The sequence below is a fragment of the Mannheimia massilioguelmaensis genome (genome assembly GCF_000940515.1).
GTDB classification, from domain to species: Bacteria; Pseudomonadota; Gammaproteobacteria; order Enterobacterales; family Pasteurellaceae; genus Basfia; species Basfia bettyae.
The window spans coordinates 282,120-297,182 of record NZ_CDQL01000007.1 but is presented as its reverse complement, the minus strand read 5'-3'; the positions used below and the strand labels follow the sequence as shown (position 1 = coordinate 297,182).

Sequence of the window (15,063 nt, the reverse complement as noted above, 5' to 3'; positions counted from 1 at the left end):
AATATGGCGATTTTAGTAACTGGTGCCTCTGCAGGTTTTGGTAAATCAACTTGTATCACCTTAGTCAAAGCTGGCTATAAAGTTATTGGTGCAGCCCGTCGTTTAGAAAAACTCAATGAATTAAAACAACAACTAGGTGATAACTTCTATCCATTACAAATGGATATTTCCAACACAGTTGATATTGATAAAGCTATCGATAGCTTACCTAAGCAATGGTCTGAAATTGAACTATTAGTAAATAATGCTGGTTTAGCCTTAGGTTTAGAACCTGCTCATCAAGTGAAAATTGAAGACTGGCTCACTATGGTGAATACTAATATTATTGGTCTTATTTATCTCACAAGAAAAATTCTGCCACAAATGGTTGAACGTGATAAAGGCCATATTATTAACCTCGGGTCAATTGCAGGTACTTATCCATATCCTGGTGGTAATGTTTATGGTGCAACGAAAGCCTTTGTAAAACAATTTAGTTTAAACTTGCGTGCAGATTTATCTGGTACTAAAGTACGAGTAACTAATATTGAACCTGGGCTTTGCGGTGGAACAGAATTTTCTAATGTACGTTTTAAAGGGGATGATGAGCGAGCCGCTAATCTTTATAAAGATACTGAGTCAATCCAGCCAGAAGATATTGCCAATACGATTCTTTGGATCTATCAACAACCCGCTCATGTCAATATTAATCGCATTGAAATCATGCCGATTAGTCAAAGCAGTAATGCATTAAAAGTAGTAAAACATTAAGTTGTAGATAAAAAAGTGCGGTATAAATTTTTAAAATTCTTACCGCACTTTTGTTTATCTCATTATCACCCGACTTAGGGACTTATCCATTCTTTTATGCCATTGTGTCGCAATGATTTTTTGTGAAATGTATCGACCTCGTCCATCATAAGCCTGTTCTTTTGATAATTTCTCAATTCGACAAGCGCAAACTTTATACTCTGGTATTCGAGCATATTTATCTAATGCAGCATTAGTAAGCCAGTTACTATTGCCATCAGGGAAATGAAATGGCATCCAACATTCCCCTGGATTAGTTTTATCGGAGACTCGTGCTTCTGATGTTATCGTACCACGACGAGAAGATACGGTTACACGTTCACCATCTTTAATACCTAAATGCTCAGCATCTTGTGTATTAATTTCTACAAATGAGTGTCCTGCAATTTCCATTAACCCTTCTGTACGTTTTGTCATAGCACTAGTATTATAATGATACAAAATACGCCCTGTAGTTAGCATCATTGGATATTCTTTATCAGGTAATTCCTGTGCTGGTTTATATTCTGTCGGATAAAAATAACCTAAACCTCGCACAAATTTTCCTACATGCATAATTGGCGTACCTGGATGAAATTTATCTGTACATGGCCATTGCAATGATTTAGTTGGCTCATTTTCCAAACGAGCATAACTAATTCCATGGAATGATGGCGTAACAGATGCCATCTCATCAAAGATCTCTGAAGCACTTAAAGTCGGTTGGTTATAACCCATACGACGCATTAAATCACAGATAATATCCGTATCTAAACGACTATTTCCAGGTAATGTGACCGCTTTACGGACTCGCTGGACACGACGCTCAGTATTAGTGAATGTACCATCTTTTTCAGCATAAGAACGCCCTGGCAATACTACATCTGCTAACATTGCAGTTTCTGTCATGAATAACTCTTGAACCACTAAAAAGTCTAATGATTTTAATGCTTTTATCACATGTGCTGTATCGGGATCCGTCACGACAGGATCTTCACCACAAATATATAATCCTTTAATATTTCCTTTAATTGCACTTGGGAAAATATCCGTAGCATGCATCCCCATTTGCGATGGTAATTTAATTCCCCAAGCCTTTTCAAATTTATTCCTAACAATAGGATCTGAGACTAATTGATAACCAGAATATTTATCTGGCATCGCGCCCATATCACAAGCTCCTTGCACATTATTTTGCCCACGTAATGGGTTGACACCACAACCTTCACGACCTAATTTCCCTACCATCATTGCCATATTAGACATTGACATGACGCCTTCCGTCCCTGTTGAGTGTTCTGTTACGCCTAAACAATAAATAATTGGTGCTTTTTTTGCCGTAGCATACATTCTTGCAGCAGCTCGAAGATCATCAGGATCAATATTGCAAATCTTAGCAACTCGTTCTGGCGTATAACTCTTTAAGATTTTTTTAAGTTCTTTAAAACCTTCTGTATTTTCGGCAATAAATTTCTCGTCAATTAATCCTTCTTCAATAAAGAGATGACACATACCATTGGCAAAAGCAATATTACTACCAGGACGTAATTTTAAATGAATATCAGCTTGTTTGGTTAAACCTATATCACGAGGATCTACTACAATCAGTTTTGTACCATTACGCACCGCTTCACGGATTTGCATACCAATGACAGGATGCGCCTCTTCAGGATTTGAACCCACCAATAAAATCACATCCACATCATGAGTAATATCATAAATAGTATTGGTCATCGCCCCCGAACCTAAGGTTTTCGCTAACCCTTCTACAGAAGCTGAATGGCATACACGAGCACAGTTATCAACATTATTCGTACCAAAACATGCACGTACCATTTTTTGAACCATGTAAATATCTTCATTTGGTGATCTTGAACAAGCAAAACCAGCTAATGAATCTGGGCCATATTGACGTTTTAATGCCATAAATTTTGAAGCCACAAGATCTAAAGCCTCATCCCAACTAGCCTTTCTAAATTTTCCCGTCCCACGATCTTTAATTAATGGATCTGTTAACCGATCCTGAGACATCACAAATTTATAAGAACCGAAACGACCTTTTACACAAAGACGATTATTATTTGATGGGCCATCTACCCCCTCAGCACCCACTAATTTATTATCTTTCACTAATAAATTATATTGGCAACCTACTGCACAATGTGGACATGTGGTTCTTACTCGTTGAATTTCCCAACTGCGGTATGCCTTGGCTTCTTTTTTATAAATAGCGCCTGTTGGACAAGCTTCGGCACAATTACCACAAGACTCACAATTCGTTTCTTTCCAATTTGTACCAAATGGGGTTTCAATAGCCCTAAAAATGCCTCTTGAGGTGAGTTGAATAGAATTACAACCACTAACATTTGCACAAGTATTAATACAACGTTGACAATGAATACACAAATCTGGTCGATATCCTAAAAAAGGATTATCTTCCACATGAGGTACTTCAATTCCAGGTAACCGAAAATTAGGGAAACTAGATTCACTAATTCCGCATTGATGCGCGACATTTTGTAGTTCACAAGCACCATTAGAAGGACAAGAAAAACAAATTAAATTATGATGAGATAAAATTAAATCCAATGCCATACGGCGAGATCGCACCACTTTATCGGTTTGAGTTCGAATAATCATGCCATCTTGTGCAAGCGTATTACAAGATGTAGGTAATTTTTCATATCCTTCAATATCAACCACACAAAGTCTACAAGAACCGATATCACTCACATTTTTTAAGTAACATAATGTAGGAATATTGATACCTATTGATTTTGCTGCATCAAGAATAGTTGTTCCTTCAGCAACTTGAACATTTACTCCATCAATATTTAAATTAATCATAAGTTACGCCCCCCTTGTAAAACTCCACAACCGAAATGATCACAACGTAAACAGCGTTCCGCTTCTTGCATAGCTTCTTCATAAGTATAAGGATTTTCCACATGCTCAAAATCACATTTACGAATATAGGCAGGTCTTTCGGTAATATTTGCACGGCCAATCTGTATGCGAACATTTTGTTTTGGTGGCGGTGCTTTTGTCTCGCAAGGAAATTCATGATGATAACCAAGATATTCATCAATATTATGAGCAGCTACTTTTCCTGCGGCAATTGCTTTAATTGCAGTTGAAGGCCCTGTTGCACAATCACCGCCGACAAATACACCATTCATATCAGGTACTGCCGTTGTCAGATCGGATTTAAACACACCACGCTCTGCTGGCATACCAAATTCTTCAAATGGCATACTAATAATATCTTGTCCCACTGCAATTAAAATTACATCACAATCGATAGTAAACTCAGGTTTATTCGCTTTTACTGGGCTTGGACGACCACCATGATCATAAGGGCCCGTCATCTGTGGTTGAACCGTTAAGCCTCTACAACTGCCTGATTCATCTTTTTCAATTTTCACAGGTGCGGCAAGGGTAATCAGTTCTATTCCTTCCATAATCGCCGCTTCAATTTCCGTATGAAGTGCAGTCATGTCTTCTTGTCTTCTGCGGTAAACAATACGCACATCTTTGGCTTTACAACGCACTGCAGAACGTGCCGCATCCATTGCAACGTTACCTCCACCAATCACCACAACTACTTTATCCGTATAATCAGGAATAATATTATTGCCAATATCATCAAGCATTTGCACCGCAGAGAACACATTATTCGCATCAGCACCATCTATACGCAAAATTTTGCCTTTTTGCGCACCGATGCCCACGAACATCGCATCATGGTTACGACGAATTTCTTCTACAGAAATATCATCGCCTACCATCACCCCATATTTCACTTCAATATTGCCTGCCGACAACACTGCATTTAAATCTTGATCTAAACGATCTTTAGGAAAACGATAATTAGGAATGCCATAACGCAACATACCACCCAAAGCTTTTTGGCGCTCATAAATGGTAACTCGATGACCCATTTGCGCTAAAAAATAAGCACAAGTTAATCCTGCGGGTCCACCGCCAATAACCGCAACCTTTTTACCTGTATCTGGTAATGGTTCAGGGACTTTCACTGTATCCGCAGCAATTTGATCTACCGCATATTTCTTTAAACCACGAATATTAATTGCATCATCAATTAAGCGGCGACGACAACGTTCTTCACAAGGATGTTCACATACCAGCCCACAAGCCGTAGGTAAAGGATTATCTCGACGGATTAAGTTAATTGCCGCTGCATAATTTCCATCACCAATATGAGCGATATAACCAGGAATATCCACGTGGGCAGGACACATATTGATACATGGAATTCTCTGACCGATAACCTTTTGGCAAGATTTATGATGTATATGACTCTCGTATTCTTCTTTAAACTCTTCAATACTATCTAGAATTTCAATCGCAGGTTGATAACCAATCGCACAATCTGAACCATCACGAATCATTTCTGCTAATTCACGAATTTGATACATCGTATTATCATCGCCTTCTCCTGCTAAAATATCTCGCAATAAAAAAGACAAATGAGGAATACCATCACGACAAGGAACACACTTGCCACAGGTTTGGCTCATTGAAGAACGTAAGGAGGCATATTGCACAACCAAAGGACAAGTACCAGGAGGAAAACTTCTAACTTTATTGACAAACTTATCAACTAATTGACCAATTTTTACATCATAGTTATCCGCAGGGGTAAGAAAGAATTTAGCCATACCGAATCACTCCCAAATAACACTAAAATAAAGAAAAAAAATAGAACAAAAATAAATGACTTCATATTGACATAAAATATTTTCAACTGTAAATGGCCTACAAAAAATATGTCTTTAATTTTTGATCCATATCATTTATAAAAATAGTTTTACTGTTTTTTTAACATCAAATAAATTCTGTTAATTTTATTTACGAATATATTCCCTAAACATCAGCAATATTCTCTAACAGAAGCTCACGATATTAGAAAGCTTATTTGAATGAAGTAAAAAGTGCGGTAGAATTTCCCGAATTTTTAATTAAGAGACCAACATGAAATGCGATTATTTGTAGCCGAAAAACCTAGCTTAGCCAGAGCCATTGCTGACGTGTTACCTAAACCACATCAGCGTGGTGATGGTTTCATTAAGTGTGGCAATAATGATTGCGTAACTTGGTGTGTAGGGCATTTATTAGAGCAAGCAGAACCTGATGCTTACAACCCTATTTTTAAACAATGGCGTCTTGAGCATCTACCCATCGTACCTGAAAAATGGCAACTCATTCCACGTAAAGAAGTGGCGAAACAACTGAAAACTGTTGAAAATCTTATTCATCAAGCAGATCAATTAGTCAATGCTGGAGACCCTGATAGAGAAGGGCAATTATTAGTAGATGAAGTTTTCAATTATGCTAAATTATCTATTAATAAACGTAATGCTATTCAACGTTGTTTAGTCAGCGATCTCAATCCAAGTGCGGTAGAAAAAGCAGTAAAAAAATTGCAGCCTAATACACACTTTATCGCTTTAGCAACTTCAGCGCTTGCTCGAGCTCGTGCTGACTGGTTATATGGAATTAATATGACCAGAGCCTATACCATTCACGGTCGCCAAGCAGGCTATAACGGTGTGCTTTCTGTGGGACGGGTACAAACACCCGTATTAGGATTAATTGTGCGTCGTGACCTAGAAATTGAAAATTTTCAACCCAAAGATTTCTTTGAAGTGCTCGCCCATATCCAAACTCAAGAAGAAATTCCGCAAAAACTGACCGCACTTTGGCAGCCAAGTAAAGCTTGTGAAGATTATCAAGATGAAGATGGTCGAGTGCTTTCCAAAGGGTTGGCAGAAAATGTGGTTAAACGCATTACAGATCAACCTGCGGAAGTGACAGAATATGTAGACAAACGTGAAAAAGAAACCGCACCTTTACCCTATTCACTTTCGGCTTTGCAAATTGATGCGGCAAAACGCTTTGGAATGTCTGCACAAGATGTTTTAGATACGTGCCAAAATCTATATGAAAAGCACAAACTCATTACTTATCCACGTTCAGATTGTCGTTATCTACCTGAAGAACATTTTGCTGAGCGTGAAAAAGTGCTCGCGGTAATTCAAATGCATTCTAACCAATACCAACAGCTGCCAAGTGCGGTCAATATTGAGCAAAAAAATCGTTGTTGGAATGATAAAAAAGTGGAAGCACACCACGCCATTATCCCGACGGCAAAAAACCGCCCTGTAAGTTTAAACGTACATGAACTCAATATTTATACGTTAATTGCTCGCCAATATTTAATGCAATTCTGCCCAGATGCAGAATATCGCAAAAGTAAAATTGATTTTATTATTGCAGGAGGAAAATTTATTGCTCAAGCACGCAATTTACAAGTAGCCGGCTGGAAAGAATTGTTAGGTAAAGAAGATGATGATGAACAATTAGAGCCACCATTACCCGTGGTAAAAAAAGGGCAAGTACTACATTGTCAAAAAGGGGAAATTATAAGTAAAAAAACTCAACCCCCTAAACCTTTTACAGATGCAACCCTATTATCTGCAATGACCGGCATAGCCCGCTTTGTGCAAGATAAAGAATTAAAAAAGATCTTACGTGAAACCGATGGGTTAGGCACAGAGGCGACTCGTGCGGGTATTATTGAATTACTATTCAAACGAGGTTTCTTATATAAAAAAGGTCGTAATATTCATAGTACTGAAGCAGGTAGAATCTTAATTGAGGCACTTCCTGATATTGCGACTCAACCTGATATGACAGCACATTGGGAATCCCAATTAGATAGCATTAGTCGTAAGCAAACAAGTTACCAACAATTTATGTCAACCTTGATTCACTTACTGCCTGAACTCATACAATATGTTAATTATTCGGCACTGCGTAAATTAACGAGTGTAACCAATAATTCTCAAGCTAAATCTTTTAAATTGAAAACGAAAAATAATAAAAACATTGAAAATAAAACAAATGTCTAAAATTAACACAATCCGCCACAATTTACATAAAATGACTTGCGATGACAGCAAAAATCAGCTAGTATTTGCACGTTTTATATAATTGCAATTTGCAAAGAAGAGAAAATATAATGTATCAAGCTTTATTAATTATTTATTTACTAGTTTCAATCGCTTTAATTGGTTTCATTCTGGTTCAGCAAGGTAAAGGTGCTGATGCAGGGGCATCTTTCGGTGGTGGTGCTTCAGGTACAGTATTTGGTTCAGCTGGTTCTGCAAACTTTTTATCGCGTACAACAGCTCTTCTAGCTACAATCTTCTTTATTATTAGTATTGCTCTTGGCAATATGAACTCACATAAAAATAATGTAAAACAAGGCGCATTTGAGGATTTATCTCAAGCAGCAGAACAGCTACAACAACCTGCAAAACCTGCACCAGTTGAAAATAAAAACGCAGATATCCCTCAATAAAAATTAAATTCTAAAATGCTCTGGTGGTGGAATTGGTAGACACGCCATCTTGAGGGGGTGGTGGCCGTAGGCCGTGCGAGTTCAAGTCTCGCCCAGAGCACCAATGATATGTTCCAATAACATTTTAAAGAAATTCACAAGGCTAGAATTTATAAGGTTCTAGCCTTTTTCGTTGTTCCAAATTAACTCCATTCAATCCGTGCATTTTTGTACTTGATAATGTACCTTTTTGTAACTCACTTTTTGTTACTACCACACTTGTTCTAGAGTAAATAAAGATGTCTAAAGAATCACTAAAGTTCAACAAATATATTTTCATTACTACTCTATAGACAAAACCTTACACAAAAAAAGTGCGGTATAAAAACCGCACTTTTCTATTCAATATGGATAAAATAATTAATTATTTAGTATAACGTTTAAATACTAAGGTAGCATTCGTACCACCGAAACCAAAACTATTTGACATTACTACTTGTAAGCCTGCATTTTCTTTCGTTTGAGTAACAATATTTACACCTTCGGCTTGTTCATCTAATGTTTCAATATTAATACTTGGAGCAATAAAATCATTTTCTAACATAAGTAATGTGTAAATAGCTTCATGAGCACCAGCTGCACCTAAAGAGTGACCCGTCATTGATTTAGTTGAAGAAATCGCAGGCACTTTATCACCGAATACAGCTTTAATTGCAGCTAATTCTTTTACATCACCTACTGGAGTTGATGTACCATGAACATTGATGTAATCAATTGCTGTATCAATATTAGCCATGGCTTGTTTCATACAACGTTCTGCGCCTTCACCGCTTGGAGCTACCATATCATAACCATCTGAAGTTGCTCCATAGCCAATCAGTTCAGCATAAATTTTTGCTCCACGTGCTAATGCATGTTCTAATTCTTCAACAACAACTACAGCACCACCACCTGCAATTACAAAACCATCACGATTTGCATCATATGCACGAGATGCTTTTTCTGGCGTATCGTTATATTTAGTTGAAAGGGCGCCCATTGCATCGAATTCAGTGGCACATTCCCAAGACAATTCTTCTGCACCACCTGCAAATACAATATCTTGTTTACCTAATTGGATTAATTCCCAAGCATGACCAATACAATGTGCTGATGTTGCACAAGCTGAACTCATTGAGTAGTTCACACCACGAATTTTAAATGGTGTTGCCAAACAAGCTGATGCACTTGATGCCATGGTTTTTGTCACTGCATAAGGGCCAATTGCTTTGACACCACGGGGACCACGTACCGCATCACAAGCCACTAATTGACTATGTGCTGATCCTGTACCCGCCCCAATAACTAAACCTGTACGATCATTAGAAACTTGATCTTCAGATAAATTAGCATCTTCAATAGCTTCTTTCATTGCAAGATAAGCGTAAGAAGCCGCATCTCCCATAAAACGATAAACTTTACGGTCGATGTGTTCTGCTGGATTGATTTTGATTGTACCTGCGATGTGGCTACGCATACCCATTTCAACAAAGCTTGGTACAGTTTCAATACCTGATTTACCTGCTTTTAAAGAAGCTAAAACTTCTTCTTTGTTGTTACCTATACTTGAAATTACACCGAAACCAGTAATAACTGCTCTTTTCATTATTTTTTCCTTATCGTTTTAAGTGAAACTTTTCAATCATTTCAACTTACATTTGTTAGCTGAAAGCTAATTTACTATGAAAATAAAATATTGCAAGTGTTAATTTTAACATACGACCAGTAGGGAAACATTCCTTTTTGGAATAAATTTATAATTAAGCGTATGATATAAAACTAAATAACAAAAATACCAAGGAAATAATCAAATATGCTAAAAGTTAGCCCTGCCAGTATTCATTTTAATCAAGATAACACACCTGTTTCTGAACAATTTGATGATATTTACTTTTCAACTCAAGATGGGCTTGCTGAAAGCCGTTATGTATTTCAGGAAGGCAATCAGCTATGGGAACGTTGGAAAGCCTATCAAGGGCAACATTTTGTTATTGCAGAAACAGGTTTTGGCACTGGCTTAAACTTTTTTGCAGTAACGACATTATTTAGACAATTTCGTGAACAGTATCCTCATAGTTCACTAACTCGCTTATTTTTTATTTCCTTTGAAAAATTTCCTATTAATTTAGCAGAATTAAAATTAGCACATCAAGCTTATCCAGAATTTCAATCTATTGCAGCGCAGCTACAACGGTTATGGCTTGAACCTATTGTAGGTTGTTATCGTTTTCATTTCGAAGAAACAACTTTAGATCTTTGGTTTGGCGATATTGCTGAGAATTTACCTCAATTAGGCGATTATATGATTGAGAAAATTGATGCTTGGTTCTTAGATGGTTTTGCACCCAGTAAAAATCCAGAAATGTGGAATGAAAATTTATATCAACATATTTCTCGATACACAAAATTATCTGGTACATTTGCGACTTTTACGGCAGCAAGTGCGGTAAAAAAAGGATTAGAATCTGTTGGTTTCAACATTACCAAAAGGAAAGGTTTTGGAAAAAAACGGGAATGTATTCATGGAATTAAAGTTAATAATATTTCTATTAATCATGAAAAACGATTTTCTGATGACATACCTTTTATTCAACATTCACCAGAATATTTAACAAAAATCCATCAACCGTGGAACTATTCTCAATCAGCCGATTTACCTCAAAAAGCCAATATTGCGATTATTGGTGGCGGAATTTCTTCATTATTTACCGCACTTTCACTTATGCAGAGAGGTGCACAAGTCACAGTCTATTGTGAAGATCAACAAATGGCACTAAATGCCTCAGGCAATAAACAAGGTGCCTTCTATCCTCAACTTAGTGATGATGATATTCATAACATCCGCTTTTATATTCACGCCTTTGCTTATGGTCAGCAACAATTACAATGGGCTATTCAACAAGGCATTACGTTTGAGCATGAGTTCTGTGGTGTTGCACTCTGTGCTTATGATGAGAAAAGTGCGGTGAAATTAGCAAAAATTTCAAGCTATGATTGGCCGCTCAGTTTATATCAAACCTTAACTCAACAAGCGCTCAGTGAAAAAGTGGGATTGGCACTGCCTTGTGGTGGTGGATTTATTCCCAAAGGTGCTTGGCTCGCTCCTCGCCAATTTGTACAAAATAGCTTTGCTTTTGCCCAAAAGTGCGGTCTGATTTTAAAAAATTCTGAAAAAATCGCCGCACTTTCTCAACATAATTCAGGTTGGATATTAATTAATGAACAAGGTCAACAATTTCATCATGACTTGGTCATTATTGCCAATGGGCATAAGCTTAATCAGTTTGAACAAACATCCCATATTCCTGTGTATTCAGTACGTGGTCAGGTGAGCCAAATTCCCACATCAGAAAAACTATTAAAATTGAAATCTGTAGTTTGCTATGATGGCTATCTTACCCCTGCTGATGCGGCTAAACAATATCATTGCATTGGTGCAAGCCATGTACGAGACTGTGAAGATCGAGAATTCAGCCATCAAGAACAACAAGATAACCAATTGAAGATTCAACATAACCTTGGATTAGATTGGACAAAGGATGTAGATACTAGTGATAATTTGGCTCGTATAGGCGTACGTTGTGCTGTGCGTGATCGTATTCCGATGGTAGGAAATGTGCCTAATTTTGAGCAACAAGCAGAAGAATATAAAAATATTTTTAATTTACGCCGTCGTAAACAAGCTATTCCAAATGCTGCAAATTATAAGAATCTTTATTTGGTGGGTGCCTTAGGCTCTCGAGGTCTTACTTCTGCTCCAATTTTAGGGGAAACATTAGCCTCATTAATTTATGCAGAACCTTTACCACTTAGCGAAGATATTATTCATACACTTAATCCGAATAGAAGTTGGATGCGAAAATTATTAAAAGGAACAGCTATTAAATAATCACTTATTTACTAGATAATGCACACTTTCGAGCATCTCTAACACCGAAAAAGTGCGGTGAGATTTTCAAAAATTTCTGCCGAATTAGAGGGGAATGTGCCTATTTTAGCCGTTAATAGAAAAAACAAAGGACGCATATTGCGTCCTTTTCTATGTTTGTCTAAATATGTTTGTTTAAATATGACTATTTACCAATAACTTCTAGTCCCCCCATATAAGGACGTAATACCTCTGGTACTGTTACTGATCCATCTTCATTTTGATAGTTTTCTAATACTGCAACTAATGTACGACCTACAGCTAAACCAGAACCATTTAAGGTGTGTACTAATGTGGTTTTCTTATCACCTTTTGCTTTATAGCGAGCTTGCATACGACGAGCTTGGAAATCCCACATATTTGAGCAAGAAGAAATTTCACGGTAAGTATTTTGTGCTGGTACCCAAACTTCTAAGTCATAAGTTTTACAAGAACCAAAGCCCATATCACCTGTACATAATAAAACTTTACGATATGGCAAACCTAAAAGTTGTAGAACTTTTTCTGCATGACCCGTTAATTCTTCCAACGCTTCCATAGATTTTTCAGGTTCAACAATTTGAACTAATTCTACTTTATCAAATTGATGCATACGAATTAATCCACGTGTATCACGTCCATAAGAACCAGCCTCTGAACGGAAGCAAGGCGTATGTGCAGTCATTCGAATCGGCAAGTCTTCTGCATTTACAATTTCACTGCGAACTAAGTTTGTCACTGGTACTTCTGCCGTTGGAATTAATGCGTAAGGCACTTCCCCTTCTAATGGTTTGGTATGGAAAAGATCCTCACCAAATTTTGGCAATTGTCCTGTACCATATAAAGTGTCATGATTGACTAAATAAGGCACATAAGTTTCTGTATAACCATGTTTTTCTGTATGTAAATCTAACATAAATTGGGATAATGCACGGTGCATCTTGGCAACCTGACCTTTCATTACAGCAAAACGTGCACCACTTAATTTAGCACCAGCTGCAAAATCTAAACCGCCATTGATACCTTCACCTAAAGTTACGTGATCTTTAATTTCAAAATCAAATGTACGAGGTGTACCCCAACGTGAAATTTCTTTATTTTCACTATCATCTTTACCTAAAGGTACTTCATCTGCTGGTAAGTTAGGAATAGTTAAAGAAATTTCATTTAATTGATTAAGTACAGCATCCAATTGAGCTTTCAAATTACTTAACTCTTCTCCCATATGCTCAACATCAGCTAATAAGGATTCAATGTTTTCACCACGTGCTTTTGCTGCACCAATTGCTTTGGAACGTGAATTACGTTCCGCTTGTAAAGTTTCAGTTTTCACTTGCAATGCTTTACGTTCTTCTTCTAATTCAGCTAATTTTGCTGTATCTAAAATAAAGTTGCGTTTTAATTTTAATGTTTCTGCAACTTCTGTAAGATTATTACGAAGTAAATTCGGGTCGATCATATTGGTACCTATTTTATATTTATCAAGTAAGATTCCTAGTATTCTATCTCTATTTAAAAGAAAAATACAGTATCAACAAGTGCTTATAATTCTCTTTAGAAACTATTTATAACGTTGCTTATTACTATGCTTATTTTGTGCTTTTAACCAATCTAATTTTTCTTTAATTTTTATTTCCATTCCACGATCAGTAGGTTCATATAAGATAGTATCTTTCAGCTCAATAGGAAAATAATTTTCTCCCGCGGCATAAGCATTTGGTTCATCATGAGCATAACGATATTCTGTGCCATAACCTAAATTTTTCATTAAATTGGTTGGTGCATTACGTAAATGAAGTGGCACATCAAAATCAGCACTCTCTTTTGCAAGTTGTTTGGCTTGATTAAACGCTCGATATACGGCGTTACTTTTGGGGGCAACCGCTAAATACACAATAGCTTGTGCAATTGCTCGTTCCCCCTCAGCCGCCCCAACACGAGTAAAACAATCCCAAGCAGCAATAGCGACTTGCATTGCTCGAGGATCAGCATTGCCCACATCTTCAGAGGCAATCGCTAATAAACGGCGTGCTACATACAAAGGATCACCGCCAGCAGTAATAATCCGTGCATACCAATATAAAGCTGCATCAGGTGCTGAACCTCGAATAGATTTATGTACTGCCGAAATGAGATCATAGAAGCGATCGCCTTGCTTATCAAAACGTGCTTGCCGTTCTCCAAGAACTTCAGTTAATAAAGTGCGGTCGATTTTTTTACCATTTTCTGTTTCATCAGCCATATCGACCATTAATTCTAGGCAGTTTAATGATAAACGAGCATCGCCATGCACATAATCTGCCAAAACTTCGAGAATTCCCTCTTCTAAATTCAGTTTTTGATTGCCTAATCCATGTTCTTTATTATTTAAAGCTTGTTTTAAAACCTGAACAACATCTTCTGTTGTTAATGATTTTAAAATATAAACTCGAGCACGGGAGAGCAACGCACTATTTAATTCAAAAGACGGGTTTTCTGTAGTTGCACCAATAAAAATAATCGTACCATCTTCAATATGTGGTAAAAAAGCATCTTGCTGACTTTTATTAAAACGATGAACTTCATCTACAAATAAAATAGTGCGCCGATCGGCTAAACGATTTTGTTTGGCTCGCTCAATAGCTTCTCGAATTTCTTTAATTCCGCTAGTTACCGCAGAAATACGTTCTACTTCAGCATTGATTCGATGAGCAATAATTTCAGCTAACGTGGTTTTCCCTGTGCCTGGAGGCCCCCAGAAAATCATCGAATGAGCATGCCCTGCCTCAATCGCTTTACGTAAAGGTTTACCAACACCAAGTAAATGTTGCTGACCACAGTATTCATCTAAATTGGTCGGACGCATTCTGGCAGCAAGGGGTTTAAAATCATTTTCTGTAAAATCGAAACTAAAATTAGACATATACATTACCTGAAGTAAGCAAATTTAAATAGTTAAAAAAATGGTGGGCCTACTTGCCCACCTTTAGTTTAGTATAACTTA

At 37.1% G+C, this 15,063-nt stretch carries 9 protein-coding genes and 1 tRNA gene; 5 read left to right on the top strand and 5 right to left on the bottom strand.

All coding sequences use genetic code 11. From position 1 onward, the window contains the following. The first annotated feature begins 3 nt into the window (after positions 1-3). Complete coding sequence (locus BN1226_RS07975; RefSeq protein ID WP_005760441.1) at positions 4-750, top strand: SDR family oxidoreductase; 747 nt, start codon at positions 4-6, stop codon at positions 748-750. Positions 751-804: 54 nt separating this feature from the next. On the opposite strand, the gene fdhF is transcribed toward BN1226_RS07975, so the two are convergent. Both fdhF and BN1226_RS07965 read right to left on the bottom strand, forming a co-directional pair. Beyond that, positions 805-3,615 (bottom strand): formate dehydrogenase subunit alpha, encoded by a 2,811-nt coding sequence (gene fdhF, locus BN1226_RS07970; RefSeq protein WP_044470734.1) that lies wholly within the window; start codon positions 3,613-3,615, stop codon positions 805-807. Continuing rightward, positions 3,612-5,450, bottom strand: coding sequence for an NAD(P)-binding protein (locus tag BN1226_RS07965; RefSeq protein WP_044470733.1), 1,839 nt, complete (start codon positions 5,448-5,450; stop codon positions 3,612-3,614). The genes fdhF and BN1226_RS07965 overlap by 4 nt, the downstream gene beginning before the upstream one ends. A gap of 318 nt (positions 5,451-5,768) precedes the next feature. Between BN1226_RS07965 and BN1226_RS07960 the strand changes: the two genes are divergently transcribed. The 3 genes from BN1226_RS07960 (at position 5,769) to BN1226_RS07950 (ending at position 8,258) form a co-directional block, all read left to right on the top strand. After that, entirely contained in the window at positions 5,769-7,703 is a 1,935-nt protein-coding gene (locus tag BN1226_RS07960; RefSeq protein WP_044470732.1) for a DNA topoisomerase III, read from the top strand. Positions 7,704-7,813: 110 nt separating this feature from the next. Continuing rightward, positions 7,814-8,155, top strand: a complete 342-nt coding sequence (gene secG / locus BN1226_RS07955) for a preprotein translocase subunit SecG (RefSeq protein ID WP_044470731.1) — start codon at positions 7,814-7,816, stop codon at positions 8,153-8,155. Between the two features lie 17 nt (positions 8,156-8,172). Next, a tRNA-Leu gene (locus BN1226_RS07950) sits at positions 8,173-8,258 on the top strand. Between the two features lie 300 nt (positions 8,259-8,558). On the opposite strand, the gene fabB is transcribed toward BN1226_RS07950, so the two are convergent. Next, complete coding sequence (gene fabB, locus BN1226_RS07945; protein ID WP_044470730.1) at positions 8,559-9,779, bottom strand: beta-ketoacyl-ACP synthase I; 1,221 nt, start codon at positions 9,777-9,779, stop codon at positions 8,559-8,561. Positions 9,780-9,986: 207 nt separating this feature from the next. On the opposite strand from fabB, the gene mnmC reads away from it, so the two are divergent. Then, a complete protein-coding gene (gene mnmC, locus BN1226_RS07940) occupies positions 9,987-12,062 on the top strand; it encodes a bifunctional tRNA (5-methylaminomethyl-2-thiouridine)(34)-methyltransferase MnmC2/FAD-dependent 5-carboxymethylaminomethyl-2-thiouridine(34) oxidoreductase MnmC1 (protein ID WP_044470729.1) in 2,076 nt (691 codons plus the stop codon). 184 nt (positions 12,063-12,246) lie between these two features. Here mnmC and serS read toward each other — a convergent pair whose 3' ends face one another. Both serS and BN1226_RS07930 read right to left on the bottom strand, forming a co-directional pair. Continuing rightward, entirely contained in the window at positions 12,247-13,539 is a 1,293-nt protein-coding gene (serS, locus tag BN1226_RS07935) for a serine--tRNA ligase (protein WP_044470728.1), read from the bottom strand. 102 nt (positions 13,540-13,641) lie between these two features. Continuing rightward, positions 13,642-14,982: a replication-associated recombination protein A gene (locus BN1226_RS07930; RefSeq protein ID WP_044470727.1), complete on the bottom strand. Its 1,341-nt coding sequence runs from the start codon at positions 14,980-14,982 to the stop codon at positions 13,642-13,644. Positions 14,983-15,063: the final 81 nt, after the last annotated feature.